Below are 20532 nucleotides of genomic sequence, written 5' to 3' on the forward strand. Positions count from 1 at the left end.
CTTATGCGGTAATACGGGTTTGTTTCTCTCTGGCCAAGCGGTAATGCTCCCGGTACGCTCCGGGTAAACCGGCAACAGCAATTTCGGTATTTTGCAGCACTTTTAAGCCGACGTTTACTGCAGGTTTTTTATGCTGAAAGTTTTCGGTAAAAGCAGCGCTAAACAGGTACTGAAAGTGGGTTGTTGCCAGCTCTGCTATTTTGGCAGCCCCTTTTTCAAATACAACATCGTTAACAAAGTTAGAGTATAGTTTGCCCTGCGGAAAAATAACCACCAGGTTATCCGGATCGGTAAGCAGCTCCGCGGCGTAGACTAACGACCCGGTTACCTGCTTTGAGCTTTTATGGATGGAGAACGCGCCCAGGTACTTAAAGAACCGCACTTCGCGCATGGTTTCTTCCAGAACCATAATCCTGAACTGTTTTTTAAAATGTATTTTGTTGAGATGGTACAACACAAAGCCGTCCCACCAGCTGTAATGGTTGGCAATAAGCAAAACAGCCTTGCCGGATTGCAGGTCTATCGGATTGAAATTTACCGAACGGAAATGACGTTTGACGATCCGGCTGATGTACCAGCTGAAGAATGGTGTAATGAGCCAGTGGCGTTGTGGTTTGATCATAAGTTAATGCTCCACATTGATCTGATCTTTTAACGCCTGCGCGTGATAATTGTTGATGTTGCTGACCAACTCCTCAAACGGCACTTCGCCCGCTGCGCCGCAATCGAACAAATGGATAAAGGCCGAAGGTTTGAGGCTCTCAAAATAGTCGATCAGCGTAGCGCAGTATACGATCTGGCATGGGCCCTTAATGTGTTTGATCAAACGCTCTATTCCCTTTTCGACACTGATATGCGTGGTATGATTGGAGACGAGTTGGCCTTGCGGGAAAACCACAACCAGGTTCTCCGGGTTGTTGAGCAGGTCGGCCGCATACCAGAGCGATTTGATCATCCCGCGGCTGCCGCGTTCGATAGAGAAACCTCCGAACAGGTTAAACAGCATACGCTTTTCGAGGTGATCGTGCTGCATCATAATGTACAGGTAACGCTTCATGGTCCAGTACGCCAGGTAATTGCCGAAAAAGCCGTCCCACCAGCTGAAATGATTGCAGAGCAATAATACCGAGTGCCCGGGTTTGGGTGTAAAAGGCGTGATCACGATACGGTTGAAAGCCTTGTTCATGCGGTAGCGCATGTATCTGGCGAACATATTGCTCAGTATCTTATTGCGGCGGGCGGGTATCATCAGGACAAATTTATCAAATAAGTATCTAAAGCGTGCGTTACCAGCCAGTGCCCCATTGGTACTTCGTGCACCTGGGCGTTCTTTATTTGGTCGAGGATGGGGACTACCGTCTTCATCGGGAACAGCATATCATCTTTACCAAAAATAAATGTGCTTTTGATGTGGTACCGGTTTATGAGCTCAACAACTTTGGGGATATCGGGTTTGAGGTGTTTAATTAAATTGATGCTGTAATATACATCGTGCCGCTTTTTCGGGGTATCGATCTCGTTATAGGCAATGGTGTACAGGCTATCGTCGATAAAATTAAAGCGCCTTACCATTTTTAACAGCATCGGCGCCAGCCATTTGCTTTTGGTAGCCGTGCGAAACAGCAGCTTGCCCATCAGTTCGTGCTGTAAAAACTTAAACACTTTATAGCCCTCCAAACCGTCGGGCGCCATTAGGATCAACTCGTCGATGAGCTCGGGGTACTCTTCAACCAGTATCAACGCCAGGTTAGCGCCGATGGAATAGGCCATGAGCGATATACGCTGACGACCGTGAATCTTAAACCATTCTTCAGCGTATTGTTTCACCAGTTCACGCGGCATGCCCGATAATATCTGCTTTTCCGACCAGCCTTCCAACTCGCTCCAGCCGTGAAAAAAATGATCGAAGCCGTAAACATGGTACAGGCTTAAAACCGACTGCTCCAATACATGGAACTGCCTGCCCGTCATCCCGTAACCGTGAAAGGCCAGCATGGGTTTATCGCCCGATCCGTATTCGTGGTAATGTACTTTGCCCAGGCCGGGTATTTGCAGGTAGCCCATAGGCGGCAATATTAAGGAATTTGCCGGAAATGACGTTAGTTAATCGTTGGTGACAACACCAACGATGGCGGGATAAGGAATTTGTATCAAACCACCGTGTCATTGCAGGGGACGAAGCAATCTCTCAGGACAATCAATCTTGCTTTGCATAATGGACCTGCCTCAGTGCGATTGCTTCGTCCCTCGCAATGACAGGATAAAGGCAATTATTGCACCCATTCACTCACAATCTTAGCCGAAAGCAGCGACAACGGTATCCCACCACCCGGGTGCACGCTGCCGCCGCAGAAGTACAGGTTCTTAATTTTTGATGAACGGTTGGCGTGCCGCAAAAATGCCGCGAGCTGCCCGTTTGAGCTGGTGCCGTACAGCGATCCCTGATAGGATGAGGTTTTGCTTTCGATGGAGCGCGGGTCGAGGATGGCTTCGGTTTCGATCAATTGCTCGATGCAGACGCCCAGCTTACGCGATAAACCGGCTAAGATGCTTTTTTTAGCTGCCGCGATAAGCGTATCCCAGTCCTGCCCGGTGTTTGCAGGCACGTTGATCATCACGAACCAGTTTTCGCAACCGGCAGGCGCATCACCGGGTTTAAGTTTTGAGCTGATGTTAAGGTACACCGTCGGGTCGGCGCTCATGGTCTGCTGCTTCCAGATGGCGCCGAACTCGGCCTCGTAATCGGCACTGAAAAAGATATTATGTAAGCCGAGCTGCTCAAACTGCTTTTTGACGCCCCAGTAAAATATCAATGCCGAGCTGCTGCGCTCCTGTTGCAAAATGCGTTTGGGGTACAGTTCGGGATGTTGTTTGAGCAGCTTATGATACGTAAACCACACATCCATGTTGCTGATTACAATATCAGCTTCAACAAATTTATCTTTTAGCTTGATGCCTTTCGCTTTCAGCTTATCCAAAACTATTTCCTCAACCGGGTAATTGTAATTGAACTTTACGCCCAAACTTTCGGCGAGTTTAACCAAACTGGTTGTGATACTGTACATCCCATCATCGGGAAAATAGGCGCCGAAATGTTGTTCGAGGTGCGGGATGACATTGAGCGTAGCGGGCGCCTGGTATGGGTTTGAACCGTTATACGTGGCATACCTGTCGGCGTACTGCACTATGCGTTTATCCGCAAAAAAACTTTGGTTTGCCTGGTGCATGGAGCGAAAAGCATCTATCTGTGATAAACGGAGTATTGATCTTACCGTATCCCAACGCAAATAAGTTTTCAGGCGGTGCAGCGAGCGTTGCAAAAATACATGATCGGTAATGTGATAAATCCTGGCGCTGTTGGCAAAGTAGTGTTTTACACTTGCCTTAGTGGTGTTTGTGCTTTGCGCGATGCTATCAGCCAGTTTATCTTCATCCGCATAAGCGGTAAAAACCGTCCCATCGGGATAAAAATAATTGCAGATGGCGTCGAGCTTTTGATAATTGAACTCGCTACGCGGGTTGCGCCCGGCCAGATCAAACAGTTCGTCGACATATTGCGGCATGGTGAACAGGCTTGGCCCGGCATCAAAACGGTAGCCTTGCTGATTAATCTCGCTTAGTTTACCGCCGGGGTAACTGTTAGCTTCAAAAACCTGCACCTCGTAGCCTTTTACCGCCAGGCGAATTGCGCTGGCTATACCGGCTATGCCAGCGCCGATGATGATGGCAACAGCCCCCTCTAAATCTCCCCCGGAAGGGGAGACTTTTGATTTGCTATCTAAGGAATGCGCTTTAAAAGCCCTCCCTTCCGGGGAGGGTTGGGAGGGGCTCATTTCCCCTCCTTCAATACCACGGCGCCCAGCGGTGGTACGGTTATTAATATCGAATCATTTTTACCGTGCCATTTTTCGGTACCGCTTTTCATGCCCTTGGGGTTGGTCAGGCCTGAGCCGTTGAACTTTTTATCGTCAGAGTTGAAGATCTCTTTCCAGGTTCCTTTTTTAGGCACGCCGATGCGGTAGCCGTGGCGGGGCACAGGTGTCATGTTCAGTACGATCACCAGGTCGTCTTTGGCATCGTTGCCTATGCGGCGGTATACCAAAACCGAGTCGTCGGCATTGCCCCCGTCTATCCATTCAAAGCCATTCCAGGTAAAGGTTTTTTCGTAAAGGGCGGGTTCGGTTTTGTAGAGCTTATTGAGTGCCTTTACCGTTTCGGATATGCCCCGGTGCGGTGCGTACTCGAGCAGGTGCCAGTCGAGCGATTTTTTGAAATCCCATTCTTCGCTCTGGCCGAATTCGCCGCCCATAAACAGCAGTTTGGTACCACTGTGGGTGTACATATAGCTGTACAGCAAACGCAGGTTAGCAAATTGCTGCCAATCGTCGCCGGGCATTTTGCGTAGCAGCGAGCGTTTGCCGTACACTACCTCATCATGCGAAAGCGGCAGCATAAAATTCTCGGTAAAGCCGTACACCGTGCTGAAGGTGATCTGGTTATGATGGTATTTGCGGTTTATCGGGTCTTCTTTAAAGTATTTCAGGGTATCGTTCATCCAGCCCATCATCCATTTCATACCAAAGCCCAGGCCGCCGGTAAAAGTCGGGCGGCTTACACCGGTGAACGAAGTCGATTCCTCGGCGATGGTTTGCACGTCGGGGTAATAGCTGTAAACGGTTTCGTTAAACTCTTTCAGTAAGGATATCGCCTCAAGGTTATGGTTACCGCCGAAAACATTAGGTTCCCACTCGCCGTGCTTGCGTGAGTAGTCGAGATATAGCATCGATGCCACGGCATCCACACGTAAGCCATCGGCATGGTAACGGTCCAGCCAGAACAAAGCGTTACTGATCAGGAAAGCTCTTACCTCGTTGCGGCCGTAGTTAAAAATGTACGATTTCCAGTCGGGGTGAAAGCCTTTACGCTCGTCGGCATGCTCGTACAGGTGCGTACCGTCAAAGTTATACAGGCCATGTGCATCGCCCGGGAAGTGCGAGGGTACCCAATCCAAAATAACGCCTATGCCGGCTTTGTGCAGTTCTTCGATCAGATACATCAAATCCTGCGGACTGCCATATCGCGTCGAAGCCGCAAAGAAACCCACGATCTGATACCCCCAGCTTGGATAGAACGGGTGCTCCATGATCGGCATAAACTCTACGTGCGTAAAGCCCATCTCTACCACGTAAGGCACCAGCTTTTTGGCGATATCGCGATAGCCCAAAAACAGGTCGGGGTCTTCGGGGCTGCGGGCCCAGCTGCCCAGGTGTATTTCGTAGACGGACCATGGCTGGTTCAGCCCATTGATTTTAAAACGCTTCTTCATCCAATCCTGGTCGGCCCATTCGTAAAAAGTATGGGTAACGATGGATGCAGTGCGTGGCGGCTCTTCCCAGCGCAGGGCAAAGGGGTCGCTCTTTTCGAGGTCGGCGCCCGACGAGGAATTAATAAAATATTTATAACGCTCGCCATCGCCGATGTTCGGGATAAAACCTTCCCAAATGCCCGAGCCGTCCCAGCGCACAAGCAGCTTATGCGAGCCTTTGTTCCAGCCGTTAAAATTACCTATGACTGATACGTACTGCGCATTCGGCGCCCATACGGCAAAATAAGTGCCCACCACACCCTTATGCTCCACCACGTGCGAACCGAACTTTTCGTAAAGCTTATAATGCTTGCCGCTTTTAAACAGGGCCACGTCGAAATCGGTAAACAAACTGTACGATTCGACGGGGTTCATCGGCTCGGTGGCCATAGTATCGATTTTAGCTTTTGAAGCAGCTTTTTTTGTGGTGGGTTTAATAGCTTTTTCGGTCGGTTTAGCCGTTTTTTTTAATTTGGTGGCTTTTACTTCTTCGTTAGGAGCAGGTTTGGGGGCAGCTTTTTTGGCCATGGCAGTAAGGTTGTATATCTATTGTACAGCGATGGCAACAAATTGTTCTCAACGCCGGGATTGTTGGCACAAGTTAGTAAATGATGATTGATTTCGGATTTTTTATTTTTAAGTAAAGCGATGGATTTTGTTGGAAGGTTGGATTGTTCAGTCTTGAGTCTTGATTCCTGACTCTTGATTCTATTTCAGGGCGTTTCCCTGCGGGCCGCGCTGTGCGCTCATACTACGCAGGCATTAGCCACAAGGCCGGTATCCCTGTCTGCCGACAGGCAGGCGCTGCCATCGCTAACGCAAAAAGCCCGGCATACTTTTAATTCCGGGCTTGATAAAAATGCTGTGCTTATCGCTTACATAAGATTTCTCCTATTGTCGAAATGACAAGGCGAGGAAAAAATCCGGTGTAATCATACAAAATCAGTGTAATCCAAACACTATTTAAATATCTGTATCATCCTGAAATTTTTGTTCGCTTTAAAGCGGTAGCGTTCCAGTTCGTCGAGGGTCACTTTAATTACGCTCTTGTTATCTACCAGCACCTTTGATGGTTTAAATGGCAGGCCGATGATCTTCATCTCGTAGTTTTCGTAACGCGGGGTGTACAAACCTTCAACCGATTGGGTGATGGTCATGCTGTTATCGTCGCCCGTGGTCACGAATTTCTTTTCGAGGTAGATGTCCTGCTCGTAGGCAAAGGTTTCGCCGTAATCTTCAAAAAAGAAGGAATTAACCTCATACGGCGCATAGTATACCTGGAACAACAATTCGTCGATCTGTTTTTCGCCAACGTACTGCATTACCGGCGATTCGGGTATTACCGATCCTGCTTTCACAAATATCGGCATCGAATCGAGCGGGGTTTCCACCACCAGTTCGGCTCCGCCCTTCAATTTTTCGTGCGTCCAGTAATGGTACCAATCGCCTTTGGGCAAATAAACCTTGCGACTTTTAATACCGGGATCCATTACCGGGCAAACCAGTATTTTATCGCCAAAGGTAAACTCATCTTGGCGGAAGTGGTTGATCTCTACATCCTGCTCCTGCATCACCAGCGGGCGCAGTATCGGGAAACCGTAGCGGTTATGCTCCCAGAACGCCGAATAGAAATACGGCATCAGGCGGTAGCGCAGCTCAATAAACTTGCGGTTGATGTTGGTATAAGGTTCGCCAAAGCTCCATGGCTCGCGCTCGCGGGTATCGCCGGCAGAGTGGGCGCGCATAAAGGGCGAAAATACGCCCAGTTGTATCCACCGGGTAAACAGCTCGCCGTCGGGCTCGCCGCTAAAGCCGCCTATGTCGGTACCTACGAAAGATACGCCCGATATCGATAAACGCTGGCACTGGATGTTGGCCAGCTTCAGGTGTTCCCACGAGGCCACGTTGTCGCCCGTCCACACGCAGGCATAGCGTTGCAGGCCCGAATAGCCTGCACGGGTTATGGTGAACGGACGTTTATTCTTCATCAGTTTGCGCAAACCCTCGTAGGTTGCGCGCACCATTTGCATACCGTAAACATTGTGCGCCTTGCGATGCGAGCCACGATGGCCATCATACTGGTGGCGCACATCATCGGGGAAAGTACCGGCACCAAAAACGGCAGGTTCGTTCATATCGTTCCAAACACCGGCTACACCCAGCTCAACCAGTTCGTCGAACAAGCCGCCCCACCATTCGCGTACCTCGGGGTTAGTAAAATCGGGGAACTGGCAGCGGCCCGGCCATACGTGGCCCTCCATAAAGTAATCATCGCAGCGGCGGCAGAAGTATTTCTTTTCCTTGCCTTCTTTAAAGACACCGTAATTATCGTCGACACGGATACCCGGATCGATGATCACTACCGTTTTAAACCCCTGGTCGGAAAGGTCGCGGATCATCTTTTTCGGATCGGGGAAATATTTGCGGTTCCAGGTAAAACAGCGGTAACCATCCATATAGTCGATGTCGAGGTAAATGGCATCGCAGGGTATTTGATTTTTGCGGAAATTGGCAGCAACCTCCCTCACTTTCGACTCGGGGTAATAGCTCCAGCGGCACTGCTGGTAGCCCAGCGCCCAAAGCGGCGGCATAGGGTGCATGCCGGTAAGCTGGTGGTAGCGTTTTACCACGTCCATCATGTGCGGGCCGTGGATGTAGTAGTACTGCAGTTCGCCGCCATCGGCCCAGAAACTTGTTTTATTTTTATCCTCGGCACCGAAATCAAAGTGTGCCTTAAAAGTATTATCGAAAAAAATACCGTGCGCTATCCCATCGTGCAAACTGATATAAAAAGGGATGCTGCGGTATAAGGGGTCCTGGTCCTTAGCGAACGAGTAGGCATCGGTGTTCCAGTTTACGAGGCGCTTGCCCACCAGGTTAAGCTCGGTAGCTTTATCGCCAAGGCCAAAAAAGCTTTCGCCGGGGTGGCAAACCTTGGTACCGTAAACGTAGTAGCCGCCAAACTGCACGTTCTCTTCCCAGTGCATGGGTTTGGCATCAACGCTGGTGATATGGTTCTCGTTATCTGAAAATGAAATGTGGAAATCCTTTTTGCGGATGTGACAGTTAACGCGATTGGTTGATACCTGGTACTCGTCCTCCGTCTCGTTCAACGAAAATACCGATACGCGGTGTGATGTTTTACTGATCGCATAGCTAAACTCTTCGAGGAAAACACCATGAGGCGCCAAACGCACACGGATGATATCGTCGGTAACGACAATGATCTCGACCTTGGCATCTGCATCCGAAAAATAAAACCTGTTGCTGTCCTGGGTTACTTTGAGCACCTGGCCCAGGTATTTTTTAACAATAGGCTTCAGGCCTACAACAGGGTTGTTTAAATGCTGGATCACCTCTTCTTCGATCACCACCTTGGCAGGTATTTCCGGGTCTTCGATCTTTTCCATAATAGTTTATACAGGGTTTGCGCTAATACAGTTCCAAAAAAAGTAAAATAATTACTAATAGGAAGCCAAAAATTAAAATTAAGCTTAATTTTCAACAGATAAACTTAAAATTTTGTATATTTTTAAAAAAGCGCTGAAATATTTTTCAAAAACTCAATAAAAAACCGCCGGTTGCGGGTATAGCGATGTGCAGGCCCTGGGTAAAAATATCAGCAGTGTAGCTTTCATTACTCAACAGATCGGTAAAAGTGGTGATGGGGTCCATCCGCAATTCGCCTTCTATATCGCGGGGGAGTTTAACTGTCAATTGCCGTTCTTCGCGGTGGAAGTTAACTAAAACCAATATCCTTTCGTTTTCGGTATAGCGCAGGTAGGCGTATATCCGCTCGTCGAAACCGCTGCCTTCGCTGAGGTTGATCAGCATCAGCTCGTAAAATTTGCCCGAAGTGATGGCCGCGCTGGTACCGGATGCGTTGAGCAGTTTGCTGTAGAATTCGCGCAGGTACTTTTGCGATTCGGACAGTTGCCCGCCATCGAATTTGCCGTTATTGAGCCATTTTTGATGTTCGGGCACGCCCCAATAGTCGAATATGGTGGTACGGCCGTTACCTTCGTTAAAACCAGGAACGCCCGCGGCGGGTTCGCCCACCTCCTGGCCCGAATAGATCATTACCGGGCCGGTCGACAGGGTTGCCGAAACGATCATACCCGGTACTGCCAGCCAGGCGTCGCCGGCAAAATGCGGCGAAGCAATACGTTCCTCGTCGTGATTTTCCAGGAAGCGCAGCATGTGCTCCGGAAAATCCTGGCTTTCGTGAAAAACACAACGGTTGATATCCCAGATGGTAGCATAAGTTTCGTTACGGATAAGGCGTTTCACCGAATCGTACAAACCAACCTTATCGTACAGGTAATCAAAATGCCCGTTAAAAATATAGTTGCGGTACTGGCCGTTGTTGTAAGCTTCACCCATAAAGATCATCCCGGGGTATTGCTTTTTCACTTCGGGGATCACCCAGCTCCAAAACTCTACGGGCACCATCTCCACCATATCGCAGCGGAAGCCATTTACGCCTTTTGCCGCCCAGAAACACAGGATGTGGTACATCTTTTTCCAGAGCACGTGCAGCGGGTCGAAGTGGGTTTGATGACCGGCGAGGTAATCCACACCGTAATTCAGCTTGATGGTTTCGAACCAGTCGGTAATGGAGGGTGTGGCGCTGAAAACATCGTTACCGGTAGCTTTGGCGGGATTCTCATCAAAATGCCCGTCTTTTAACGGACTGCTGAACCCATCGCCGCCGGGATTATACCATGCCGGGACTTTGAATGGCTGCCCGGGAAAATAATAAAAATCGTTTTTCGGATCGAAATGCTTCGAGGTATCATCATCTTCGCCGAAATCGCGCACGCCTTCGGGTTTAGCGTCGGATCTGTAGGTACGTGCCACGTGGTTCGGCACCAGGTCAATAATAACTTTCAGGCCGTTGGCATGTGTGCGTCTCACCAGGGCCTCAAATTCGGCCATGCGGTTTGGCACGTCTACCGCCAGGTCGGGCGCTATGTCGTAATAATCGTTGATGGCGTACGGCGAGCCTGCCCTGCCTTTCACCACATCCGGATCGTCGGGACGGATGCCGTATTGCGAATGATCCGTCATGGTGGCGTGTTCGATGACACCGGTGTACCAAACATGGGTAATGCCCATGGCTTTCAATTCGCGCAAAGCAATATCGGTAATATCATTAAGCTTGCCCACACCATTCTCTTCGACCGAGCCGTATGTTTTGTTGGTAGTATTGGTATTGCCGAATAAGCGGGGTAAGAGCTGGTAGATGATATGTTTGTGCATGGGATTGGTTGTAATGTCGAAAGGTTTGAATGTTTTAAAGTTGGTCGTCGGTTGTTTGACAGCTAATGCTGTTTTTCGTTTGAGGTTTGAATGCTATTGAATATCTTGATTCTTACTTCTTGGCTCCTGGTTTGCATTTCGGGCGTTCCCTGCGGGCCGCGCTTTCCGCTCATACTGCACAGGCATTAGCCACGAGGCCGGTATCCGCTGCAATCGCTAACGCGGGTATTCCGTTATTACAACGTCATTGCGAGACACGAAGCAATCTCTACACATACAGGTCCGATTTAATGCATCGATTGTCCTCCGTAGAGATTGCTTCGCTACCGCTCGCAATGACGGGTGGAGAATTTACAACTCTTCCAACCTCTCCAAAGTCATCTTATCCAAACCACTAACCACCAGGTCGGCCTCTCCCAAAACATCCGGCGAACCAATACCCACGCACTTCATGCCGCCGGCAATGGCTGCTTCAACGCCGGCGATGGCGTCTTCAAAAACCACGCATCCGGCCGGGGTTACGCCTACGGCTTCGGCGCCTTTTAAAAATACTTCGGGGTCGGGTTTGGCCTTGGATACTTTGTTGCCATCGATCACGGCGTCGAACAAATGCTCAATGCCCACCTTTTGCAGGATGATACCGGCGTTCTTACTGGCCGAACCTAAAGCCGTTTTAATACCCGCGGCACGGCAGGCTTCTAAAAACTCTTTAGCTCCGGGTAGTATCTCATCGGGCTGCATTTTCGTAATCATATCCACATACCAGGTGTTTTTGAGTGTGGCCAGTTGTTCCTGCTCCGCTTCGGTTTTGGTAATGCCGCCTATGCCTAAGATGATCTGTAACGACCGTAAACGGCTTACGCCTTTTAACAGTTCGTTGTCGTGCTCGGTAAAATCAAATCCCAGCTGGGCGGCCAGGCGTTTCCAGGCTTTATAATGGTAAACGGCGGTATCGACAATAACGCCGTCGAGATCAAATATGCATGCTTTTATTGTACTCATGTTTAGTTGCAATAAGGCAATAAATATAGGGCTTTTATGGGATTTGAGCCGGATTTTTGGTAAATTTACGTTTGGAGCGGGAAGCGCGATGCCGGAAGCCGGAAGCTTGAAAAGCGGAAAAATTTCTTACAATTTCCCCCCTGTTCTTTTACGCGTCATTGCGAGGCACGAAGACAACCGAGCGATAGCGGGCTCATGGATACCAATAAAAAACAAATTATCAATCCATAATCTCTGCATACGCAGGTCCGATTGGGTGCATCGATTGTCCTAAGTAGGGATTGCTTCGCTACCGCTCGCAACGACGAATGGAAGAAACGTCTTTCACAAATCTAAAAATACCCATAAATACCCATGTGTTTTTAACTAACTTAGGCGTATAAACCATCACCCCGATGAAATTAACCAAAGCCATCATTTCTACCCTGGTAACCCTATTGCTGATATGGGCGCTGCAAACCAAACATGGCGACTTGCCTCCGCTGGGCAAGCTGCTTAACCCGGCCACGGGCTTTTGGCAAAACGCCGAAAGCAAAAACATCACTGCCAACAGCAGTGTTAAATTGAAAGGCCTTTACGGCAAAATTGTCATCAAATACGACGAGAACCGGATACCGCATGTTTTTGCAGAGAACGACCACGACCTGTACTTTGCCCAGGGTTATGTAACCGCTGCCGACAGGCTTTGGCAGATGGATATCCAGACCCGGTCGGCATCGGGCCGCCTATCCGAAATTGTAGGCCCCAAGGCTTTGGAACTCGATCGTTACCACCGCCGCATGGGCATGGTTTACGGCGCCGAAAATACCCTGGCCGAGTGTATGAAGGATCCGCAGGTAAAAGAAGCGCTCGAAGCGTATACCGCCGGAGTTAACGCCTATATTCACAACCTGCCTGCTAAGCATTACCCTCTCGAATTTAAATTACTGGATTACGCCCCCGAGGACTTTAAACCGATCAATTGTGCGCTTGTGCTCAAACTGATGTCGGAAACGCTGGCCGGCGGATCGGACGATTTTGCCATGACCAATACGCTGAAGCTTTTCGGACCGAAGATTACCAATGAGCTTTTCCCCGATCGTGCTTTTAAAGAAGAACCTGTGATCCCCAAAGGCACCAAATGGAATTTTAAAGCATTGCCGCTCCCTCCTGCTTCGAAAGGTTTTATTGCCGACATGACCGATACCATCAAAACCAAACCACCGGTTGAGGGCATAGGCAGCAACAACTGGGTAGTAGCCGGCAGCAGGTCGGCCAATGGTTACCCCATCCTGGCCAACGACCCGCACCTGGATCTGAGCTACCCCTCCATCTGGTACCAGATACAGCTCACAGCCCCCGGAGTGAATGTGTATGGCGTCTCTATTCCGGGCACGCCGACCGTGATCATCGGTTATAATCAAAAGATTGGCTGGGGCGTTACCAATGTTGATGCCGATGTGCTCGACTGGTACCAGGTTAATTTTAAAGACCTGAGCAAGAACGAATATTGGTACGACGGCCGGTGGGTGCCCGTAAAAAAGCGCATCGAGGCAATCAAAATAAGAGGACAGGCCACCGTTTACGACACGGTATTATATACCCGGCAGGGCCCCGTGGTTTACCAGAACGCCAGTTTAAAACCCTCAAAATTAGGCGCGGCACGCATTGTGCCCGTGGGCGATGCTTTGCGCTGGATAGCGCACGACCCATCGCTGGAGTTTAAAACCTTTTACCTGCTTAACCGTGGTAAAAATTACGACGATTACCGTGAAGCTCTGAAATACTTTAGCGCGCCTGCGCAGAACTTTATCTTCGCCAGTGTTGATAAAGATATCGCGATAACCCCGAATGGCAAATTCCCGCTCAAGTACCGCGACCAGGGCAAGTTTATTTTAGATGGCAGCGACCCGGCCGACGAATGGCAAGGCTGGATACCTCCGGAGCAAAACCCTACGGTGAAGAACCCGGCACAGGGTTATTTAAGCTCGGCCAATCAGCCATCAACAGATGAAACCTATCCTTATTATATCAACTGGCGCTTTGCCTCGTACCAGCGTGCCAAGCGTATAGACGATAGGCTTGGCGCCATGCACAAAGCGACAGCAGACAGTTTGCGTGCTTTGCAGAACGACAACTACAGCATTTTTGCGCAGGATATTTTACCAACCATGATAGATGGTGTTGATGAAACCAAGCTCGACGAAAAACAAAAATCCGTTTACCGTCAAATAAAAAACTGGAACAGGGAGTATACTGCTTACAATGCCGGGCCAACCATTTTTGAAAACTGGTGGGCCAACCTGTACAAAGCCATCTGGGCGGATGATTTTGCTGTAAAAGGCGCCCTTGATGTACAGTTGAAATGGCCGAGCAACTACCGCACGGTACAACTGCTGGTTACCCAACAACAATCCAGATGGTATGACGATACCCGCACTATGGGCGTAGAAACACGCGATTACCTCATCCAGAAAACTTTTGAAGCTACCGTAGATAGTTTATATAAGCATTATGGCTCGCCGGGAAAAAGCTGGCAATGGGGCGTGGTAAAGGGTTCGCACATCTCGCACCTGGGTAAGGTTGAAGGGCTGGGATCGGGAGAGTTTGATGCGGATGGCTCGGGCGGGGTGGTAAACGCTTTGAGCGAAACACATGGCCCGTCGTGGCGGATGATCGTACAATTCGGACCAACGGTACAGGGCTACGGCGTTTTCCCCGGCGGCGAATCGGGCAACCCGGGCAGCTTTTTTTACGACAATATGTTTCGCACCTGGAAAAACGGCGAGTTGAACCCGCTCCTGTTTTTACAAAACCCCGCCGATCAGCAAAAACATATCACATCAACCTTAACCATCAACAATAAATAATATGTTATTTTTTATCATACTGATCGCCGGCCTTATCGCAAGTTTTGTATTGCCCTGGTGGGTAGTGGCCATCATTTCGTTCCTGGCGGCATTGCTTATCGCAAAAAGTTCGGCGCATGCATTCTGGTCGGCTTTCGCGGCCATTTTTATCGTTTGGGTAGCCATGGCTTTATTTAAAAGCGTACCGAATAACCATATATTGGCTACGCGCATGGCGCATGTATTCCCATTGGGCGGGCATTGGCTCATATTGTTACTGATCACAGGTATCATCGGCGGACTGGTTGCGGGTATGGCGGCCATGTCGGCACATCTGATCAGGCGGGCAGCGGGTAAGCAATAGGTATATGGAACAAGGCGAAAGAAAGGACGTCTACAAAGTCTATAATAAAATAGCCGGATGGTTCTATGAAAACCGTTACCGTGATTTAATGGAGCAGGACTATCTTGACGATCTGATCGCCCGTATCCCGGTCGGAGGTTCGGTATTAGATTTAGGTTGCGGTACAGGGAAACCGATCATGGAATATCTGCTTAGCAAAGGACTACAGGTGACAGGCGTTGACGCAAGCAGCGAAATGCTGAAGATAGCTAAGGCTAATTTTCCGGATGTCGAACTCATTTTGCAGGATATGCGGAAGCTCGATCTTAACAAAAAATTCGACGCTATTATTGCCTGGCATAGTTTTTTTCATTTGCCTGAAGACGACCAGCCGCTGATGTTCGGCATTTTTGAAAAGCATATCAATCCCAACGGCGTCCTGCTTTTTACTTCGGGGCCAAAACGCGGCGAAGCCTGGGGAATAAACGGCGGCGAAAACCTGTTCCATGCGTCGTTAGCGCCCGATGAGTATGAAAGTTTGCTGAATAAGCATCACTTCAAAGTATTGAAACATAAGGAAGAAGACCCGGATTGCGGTGGCGCAACGGTATGGATGGCGCGATACAATGATTTAACAAATATCTGACGGCCAAACAATCCGGATAGGCTATCTTTGTGCCGATGAATATCCCCGGTAAACAACAGGTATTTGGTATTGAAAGTGAAGCGCAATTCGACACGGTTGCTTTGCAGGTATTTGGCCACCAGGCAAAGCACAATGCTGTTTATGCGCAGTTTTTAGAAGGATTGGGAACGGACATCGAAGCCATCACCGGCATCGCACAGATACCTTTTTTACCGATCGAGTTCTTTAAAAGCCATGAGGTGCTAAGTTCGGATAAACCGGCCGAAGTGATATTTACCAGCAGCGGAACAACGGGGATGATCACGAGCAGGCATTTGGTTGCCGATATTGGGTGGTATACCGAGAGCTTTCGTAAGGCGTTCGGCTTATTTTACGGCAATATCGAAGGTTATACCATTTTAGCCTTGCTCCCGTCCTATTTGGAGCGCGAAGGTTCGTCGCTCATTTATATGGCTGACGACCTGATCAAACAATCGCAAAACCCGGACAGCGGCTTTTACCTGTACAACCACGAAGAGCTGTATCAGCAAATTCTCCGTCAGCAACAGCTTAAAAAACCCACTTTACTGATCGGCGTTACTTTTGCTTTGCTCGATTTTACAGAGAAATACCAGATCGATTTCCCCGAGCTGATCGTGATGGAAACCGGCGGGATGAAAGGGCGCCGTAAGGAAATGATCCGCGAAGAACTGCACGACACGCTTTGCAAAGGCTTCGGCGTAAAGCATATCCACTCGGAATATGGCATGACCGAGTTGCTCTCGCAGGCGTACTCCAAGGGCGACGGGATTTTTGAATGCCCGCCCTGGATGAAGATCGTTACCCGCGACACCAACGATCCGCTGGATAAGCTGGGCTTTGGCCGCACGGGCGGCATCAATATTATCGACCTGGCCAATATCAACTCCTGCTCATTCATCGCCACGCAGGACCTGGGCAAGGTACAGCCCAACGGCAGGTTTGAGGTGCTGGGCCGGTTCGACCACTCGGACATACGCGGCTGCAACCTGTTAATTGGTTAATTTAGAAGCGGTAAGTAACATAATATTATTATTTTTGCGATACTGATACAAATTTTAAAACAACAATGATCGAGAAATTTTTGAACGACCAGCAAGACCCTAAAGCGATAGAGAAAGTTTATTCGCGCCTGGTCGACCTGTTAACCGCAGGCGAAGAAATATTATATATAGCTGTACAAAAAAAGCCGATTGTTAACGTGCTGCCCGATTGCGTGGCGCTTACCAACAAGCGCTTACTGTTCTTTACCCCGGCAAACCTGGGCCTGTCGATGAAGTTTGTCGATTTTGTTTGGAAAGATATTGTGGATGTACAGATCAAGGAAGAGATTTTAGGCGCAGTATTCAGCTGCAAAACCACCAACGGCGCCGAAATGGGCGTGGATTATCTGCCAAAGGTTCAGGCCCGTAAACTGTACCAGATAGCCCAGGCCCGTAAGGAGGAAGAGCGCGAAGCCCGCCGCCTGCGCGAGCTGGAAGAAAAACGCGCCGAATCGGGAGCTGTGCAATTTGAAAACCCGGCTGCTTTTGCACATACAGCAGCGCCGACACCACCTCCTGTTGCCGTAACTCCGCCGCCGGTACATATCCCCGAACCTGAACCAGAGCCTGTTAAACCGCCCGTAGTTGAGGCACCGAAACCGGACGAACTGACCGAGAAGCTGCAAAAGCTAAAAAAACTGTTCGATCATGGGTTGATATCGCAGGAGGAGTACAACCGCAAGAAGATGGACTTGCTGGAGGATTTTTAAGCAGGTCTGCCCGGTAATACAAATTCATTTCGATTGAGCGAAAGAGAAATCTTCAGTAAGCGACTTGCAAAACGATGAGCCGATAGCAGAAGATTTCTCCCGCTGGTCGAAAGGACAATTTTATTTCGTTGCGTGTCTTGATTCCTGATTCTTGGCTCTTGATTCTATCACTACTTCTTCTCCGGCAACTCGATCGGGTTATTGATTACTATTTTAGATTCGGGTGCAGCCACAATATTAATGGATTTGATATCGGCCGGCGAGATACTGTTCAGCGGTGAGTCTGTACTGCGCTTTTGCCTGGCTCCGCTGCCCCGCATGGCCCTGGCAAAACCTCGCGGGTCGGCCAGCTGAGCCTGATGGAGCCGCTCCAGTTCGTCGACGCCGGCTTTGATATCTGTCGGGTCGATACTCACCATATCTGCCGACTGGCTGCGGTCCTCAAATCCCGCAAAGGAAAACACGACCTCTTTTCGGGCATCATAAGCTTCGACGATCAAGCCGGGCAAACCGTTCAGTTTCCATGGACCGTTACGGAATGGCAACTCAGGGCTAAACCAGGCAATGTAATCGCGCCCTTTGAAATGCGCCGTAGCCTTTTGGCAACGCTGGCCGGCAAAACTCATGGTATCGCCGGTAATTTTCCAGTTGATTGCCGGCATCGGTTCTTCGGTAACGTAGTAGTTGATGATCTTTTTTTCGGTGTAGAGTTTTTTATCGGCCAGATATTGGTAGTATTCGTCGGTAGTGGTTGCTGGCGTGCCGTGCAACGTAAGATCGACAGCATGCGGGTTAGCTGATGCCTTTACCTGGCTTGCGACCTCGTTAGCCACGGCCTGTTCATTCAGTTGCTTATCGAGACTGCGGTAAACACTGGCGTTTTTGCCTAACAGTAACACAAATTTTTCGGTGTAAAGCTTCGCTCCATTTGTAGTGTCGGCTTTGTGGGTAAAATTGTAATGCACCAGCCAGATACCTTTATCGGGTGTTTGGGCATTTACAAAAGCGCTGATTATAAGCGCAACAGATAGCAGCAGTGATTTTTTCAGCCTCATTATTCACAATTGGGTTTAAAAAGCAACGCTCAAAACTAAACATTTAGTTTTGAGCGTTCGCAATATTTATTGTAATTTATTTGAGACTGACTTCAGGTTACTCCGCGATGATCAGGAAGTAGTTCCTCCTGCCCTTTTGGGCTATCAGGAATTTGCCGTTGATCAGTTGGTTATCATTGAATGTATCGTCAGGAGAGTTAATCTTAGCTCTGTTGACAGACACGCCACCGCCCTGGATCATCTTTTTAGCCTCTCCTTTCGACGGGAACACAGCGGCTTTCGCAGCAAGCAGATCAACAATGTTCAGGCCTTCTTTCAATTCAGCTAAGCTGATATTATAATTAGGTACGCCTTCGAACAGCCCGATCACTTCCTTATCGCTTAGTTCGCTCAAAAATTCGATGCCGGTATTTCCGAATAAAAACTCGGTCGATTTGATCGCCTTTTCATAAGCAGCTTCACCATGCACACGGATGGTGATATCTTTAGCCAAAGCTTTTTGCAATACACGCAGATGTGGCGCGGTGAAATGTTCAGCTTCCAGTTGCGCTATTACTTCTTTATCGAACAGGGTAAATATGCGGATATAGCTTTTGGCGTCCTCATCGCTGGCATTGAGCCAGAACTGGTAAAACTGGTATGGCGATGTTTTTTCGGCATCCAGCCAGATATTGCCACCTTCGGTTTTGCCAAATTTGCTGCCATCTGCCTTTTTGATCAGCTGGGTGGTCAAAGCGTAAGCTTCACCAGCATCCTTACGGCGGATGAGCTCGGTGCCGGTAACGATATTACCCCATTGGTCGGAGCCGCCCATTTGCAGGGCGCAGTTATGGTGTTTCCACAGGTAGTAAAAATCGTAACCCTGCACCAATTGGTAGCTGAATTCGGTAAAGCTCATACCGGTATCGCCGCTGATGCGGTTCTTTACCGAATCTTTGGCCATCATATAGTTCACAGTAATGTGCTTGCCTACGTCGCGGATAAAATCGAGGAACGAGAAATCCTTAAACCAATCGTAATTGTTCACCATCTGCGCACTGTTGCCGCCGCAGTCAAAATCCAGGAATTTTTCCAACTGGCTTTTTATCCCGTTAAGATTATGCTGTAAAACATCTTCGGACAGTAAATTACGCTCGGCCGATTTACCTGATGGGTCGCCTACCATACCGGTAGCGCCGCCAACCAGGGCAAAAGGTTTATGGCCCGCGCGCTGAAAGTGGATCAGTGTCATGATCTGCGCCAGGCTGCCTACGTGCAGCGAATCGGCTGTAGGGTCGAAACCGATATAGCCAGACACCATGCCTTTGTTCAGCAGGTCCTCGGTTCCGGGCATAATATCGTGCAGCATACCCCGCCAGCGTAGTTCTTCAACAAAATTCATATCTTAAAAATATCAGGCTGCAAATATAGAAGAATCAAACAAAAACCCGGTCGCGAACATTTCTTCGTTATGCATGTGGTAAAAATGCTGCTCCCCCGGGGCCTCCTTCAGAGCGATTTCCTGTTTCTTCATCAGTAATTCATAAAATCTCCGTATCTTACCCCTAACTCAAAAGTACTGAGGAACACTGCCTATGAATTTTTTATCGCATTTTTATTTCGACAGGCACAATACCGATTCGTACCATGTTACCGGCACCGTACTGCCCGATCTGCTCAAAAATGCCGACAAAACCGCCAATATTCATCCCGAAAAAATAGAGCGGCACGAGCATCCGTACGTTAACTCGTTATTGGATGGCTGGAAGCGGCATTTAGAGGTCGACAGGCATTTCCACTCATCGGATTTTTTTATCCATCATTCGCATCAGTTAAAAGATACCTTAAAACCTGCTACCGAAGGCTCACCTGTAAAGCCTTTCTTTTTGGGGCATATCGCGTTGGAGCTGATACTGGATAACCTGCTCATCACAACACAAAAAATAAATGTCGACGCTTTTTATGCCCACCTCGAAAACACCAAGCAGGAGCACCTGCACAGTTTTTGGGCGGTGAGCAAATTGCATAACCCTGATGTTTTTTTCAAATTCTGGGCCGATTTTAAACGCCACCGTTATTTAAATACTTACGCCGAAGCAGCCCAGGTGGCCTATGCTCTGAAGCGGATTTGCATGCGGGTATGGAAGGACCCGTTTACCCCCGAACAGGAAGCTATGCTGACTGAAGCTGTTTTAGATTATCGCGCCATGCTCCTGCCTTATTTTATGGGAATATTTGATGAAATTGAGAGTTATCTGCTCTGATTTTGCTGATGGTTTTG

General features: G+C 48.9%; 16 protein-coding genes. 6 read left to right on the plus strand and 10 right to left on the minus strand.

Translation table 11 applies throughout. From position 1 onward, the window contains the following. Window position 1 precedes the first annotated feature (1 nt). The 8 genes from BEL04_RS14835 to pgmB all read right to left on the minus strand — a co-directional run bounded on the left by BEL04_RS14835 (window position 2) and on the right by pgmB (window position 11629). Window positions 2-622 carry a lysophospholipid acyltransferase family protein gene (locus BEL04_RS14835; RefSeq protein WP_066005376.1) on the minus strand — a complete coding sequence of 207 codons (621 nt, stop codon included), beginning with the start codon at window positions 620-622 and terminating at the stop codon, window positions 2-4. A 3-nt stretch (window positions 623-625) separates the two neighbouring features. Further along, window positions 626-1249, minus strand: a complete 624-nt coding sequence (locus BEL04_RS14840) for a lysophospholipid acyltransferase family protein (RefSeq protein ID WP_066005378.1) — start codon at window positions 1247-1249, stop codon at window positions 626-628. Further along, a complete protein-coding gene (locus tag BEL04_RS14845; protein WP_066005379.1) occupies window positions 1249-2064 on the minus strand; it encodes an alpha/beta fold hydrolase in 816 nt (271 codons plus the stop codon). The genes BEL04_RS14840 and BEL04_RS14845 overlap by 1 nt, the downstream gene beginning before the upstream one ends. 206 nt (window positions 2065-2270) lie before the next feature. Continuing rightward, complete coding sequence (gene crtD, locus BEL04_RS14850) at window positions 2271-3833, minus strand: 1-hydroxycarotenoid 3,4-desaturase CrtD (protein WP_083227952.1); 1563 nt, start codon at window positions 3831-3833, stop codon at window positions 2271-2273. Then, window positions 3830-5755: a 1,4-alpha-glucan branching protein GlgB gene (glgB, locus tag BEL04_RS14855; protein WP_371327590.1), complete on the minus strand. Its 1926-nt coding sequence runs from the start codon at window positions 5753-5755 to the stop codon at window positions 3830-3832. Before glgB ends, crtD begins: the two co-directional genes overlap by 4 nt. A 569-nt stretch (window positions 5756-6324) precedes the next feature. Then, a complete protein-coding gene (locus tag BEL04_RS14860) occupies window positions 6325-8775 on the minus strand; it encodes a glycoside hydrolase family 31 protein (RefSeq protein WP_066005385.1) in 2451 nt (816 codons plus the stop codon). 145 nt (window positions 8776-8920) lie between these two features. After that, window positions 8921-10627, minus strand: a complete 1707-nt coding sequence (locus BEL04_RS14865) for an alpha-amylase family glycosyl hydrolase (protein WP_066005386.1) — start codon at window positions 10625-10627, stop codon at window positions 8921-8923. Window positions 10628-10978: 351 nt separating this feature from the next. Beyond that, window positions 10979-11629 carry a beta-phosphoglucomutase gene (gene pgmB / locus BEL04_RS14870; RefSeq protein WP_066005388.1) on the minus strand — a complete coding sequence of 217 codons (651 nt, stop codon included), beginning with the start codon at window positions 11627-11629 and terminating at the stop codon, window positions 10979-10981. Between the two features lie 395 nt (window positions 11630-12024). Here pgmB and BEL04_RS14880 point away from each other — a divergent pair, with 395 nt between their 5' ends. The 5 genes from BEL04_RS14880 (at window position 12025) to BEL04_RS14900 (ending at window position 17217) form a co-directional block, all read left to right on the plus strand. Next, window positions 12025-14478 carry a penicillin acylase family protein gene (locus tag BEL04_RS14880; RefSeq protein ID WP_066005392.1) on the plus strand — a complete coding sequence of 818 codons (2454 nt, stop codon included), beginning with the start codon at window positions 12025-12027 and terminating at the stop codon, window positions 14476-14478. Window position 14479: 1 nt separating this feature from the next. Continuing rightward, window positions 14480-14821, plus strand: coding sequence for a hypothetical protein (locus BEL04_RS14885; RefSeq protein WP_066005397.1), 342 nt, complete (start codon window positions 14480-14482; stop codon window positions 14819-14821). A gap of 4 nt (window positions 14822-14825) precedes the next feature. Beyond that, window positions 14826-15446 (plus strand): class I SAM-dependent methyltransferase, encoded by a 621-nt coding sequence (locus BEL04_RS14890; protein ID WP_066005399.1) that lies wholly within the window; start codon window positions 14826-14828, stop codon window positions 15444-15446. Between the two features lie 35 nt (window positions 15447-15481). After that, entirely contained in the window at window positions 15482-16468 is a 987-nt protein-coding gene (locus BEL04_RS14895) for an acyl transferase (protein ID WP_066005405.1), read from the plus strand. Between the two features lie 65 nt (window positions 16469-16533). Next, entirely contained in the window at window positions 16534-17217 is a 684-nt protein-coding gene (locus BEL04_RS14900) for a PH domain-containing protein (RefSeq protein ID WP_066005407.1), read from the plus strand. Between the two features lie 170 nt (window positions 17218-17387). Here the strand turns inward: BEL04_RS14900 and BEL04_RS14905 are convergent, their stop codons facing one another. Together BEL04_RS14905 and tyrS are read right to left on the minus strand one after the other, a co-directional pair. Beyond that, complete coding sequence (locus BEL04_RS14905; RefSeq protein ID WP_066005409.1) at window positions 17388-18272, minus strand: GLPGLI family protein; 885 nt, start codon at window positions 18270-18272, stop codon at window positions 17388-17390. A gap of 97 nt (window positions 18273-18369) precedes the next feature. After that, window positions 18370-19653, minus strand: a complete 1284-nt coding sequence (gene tyrS / locus BEL04_RS14910; RefSeq protein WP_066005411.1) for a tyrosine--tRNA ligase — start codon at window positions 19651-19653, stop codon at window positions 18370-18372. Window positions 19654-19846: 193 nt separating this feature from the next. On the opposite strand from tyrS, the gene BEL04_RS14915 reads away from it, so the two are divergent. Next, window positions 19847-20515, plus strand: a complete 669-nt coding sequence (locus BEL04_RS14915; RefSeq protein ID WP_066005414.1) for a hypothetical protein — start codon at window positions 19847-19849, stop codon at window positions 20513-20515. The last annotated feature ends 17 nt before the right edge of the window (window positions 20516-20532 follow it).

This window comes from Mucilaginibacter sp. PPCGB 2223, assembly GCF_001705515.1.
GTDB lineage: Bacteria > Bacteroidota > Bacteroidia > Sphingobacteriales > Sphingobacteriaceae > Mucilaginibacter.

Coding starts and splice junctions, on each gene's coding strand:
- crtD (WP_083227952.1), bottom strand. CDS start 3,833: ATGAGCCCCTCCCAACCCTCCCCGGAAGGGAGGGCTTTTAAAGCGCAT.
- glgB (WP_371327590.1), bottom strand. CDS start 5,755: ATGGCCACCGAGCCGATGAACCCCGTCGAATCGTACAGTTTGTTTACC.
- tyrS (WP_066005411.1), bottom strand. CDS start 19,653: ATGAATTTTGTTGAAGAACTACGCTGGCGGGGTATGCTGCACGATATT.
- BEL04_RS14860 (WP_066005385.1), bottom strand. CDS start 8,775: ATGGAAAAGATCGAAGACCCGGAAATACCTGCCAAGGTGGTGATCGAA.
- BEL04_RS14835 (WP_066005376.1), bottom strand. CDS start 622: ATGATCAAACCACAACGCCACTGGCTCATTACACCATTCTTCAGCTGG.
- BEL04_RS14890 (WP_066005399.1), top strand. CDS start 14,826: ATGGAACAAGGCGAAAGAAAGGACGTCTACAAAGTCTATAATAAAATA.
- BEL04_RS14865 (WP_066005386.1), bottom strand. CDS start 10,627: ATGCACAAACATATCATCTACCAGCTCTTACCCCGCTTATTCGGCAAT.
- BEL04_RS14840 (WP_066005378.1), bottom strand. CDS start 1,249: ATGATACCCGCCCGCCGCAATAAGATACTGAGCAATATGTTCGCCAGA.
- BEL04_RS14845 (WP_066005379.1), bottom strand. CDS start 2,064: ATGGGCTACCTGCAAATACCCGGCCTGGGCAAAGTACATTACCACGAA.
- BEL04_RS14895 (WP_066005405.1), top strand. CDS start 15,482: ATGAATATCCCCGGTAAACAACAGGTATTTGGTATTGAAAGTGAAGCG.
- BEL04_RS14900 (WP_066005407.1), top strand. CDS start 16,534: ATGATCGAGAAATTTTTGAACGACCAGCAAGACCCTAAAGCGATAGAG.
- BEL04_RS14880 (WP_066005392.1), top strand. CDS start 12,025: ATGAAATTAACCAAAGCCATCATTTCTACCCTGGTAACCCTATTGCTG.
- pgmB (WP_066005388.1), bottom strand. CDS start 11,629: ATGAGTACAATAAAAGCATGCATATTTGATCTCGACGGCGTTATTGTC.
- BEL04_RS14885 (WP_066005397.1), top strand. CDS start 14,480: ATGTTATTTTTTATCATACTGATCGCCGGCCTTATCGCAAGTTTTGTA.
- BEL04_RS14915 (WP_066005414.1), top strand. CDS start 19,847: ATGAATTTTTTATCGCATTTTTATTTCGACAGGCACAATACCGATTCG.
- BEL04_RS14905 (WP_066005409.1), bottom strand. CDS start 18,272: ATGAGGCTGAAAAAATCACTGCTGCTATCTGTTGCGCTTATAATCAGC.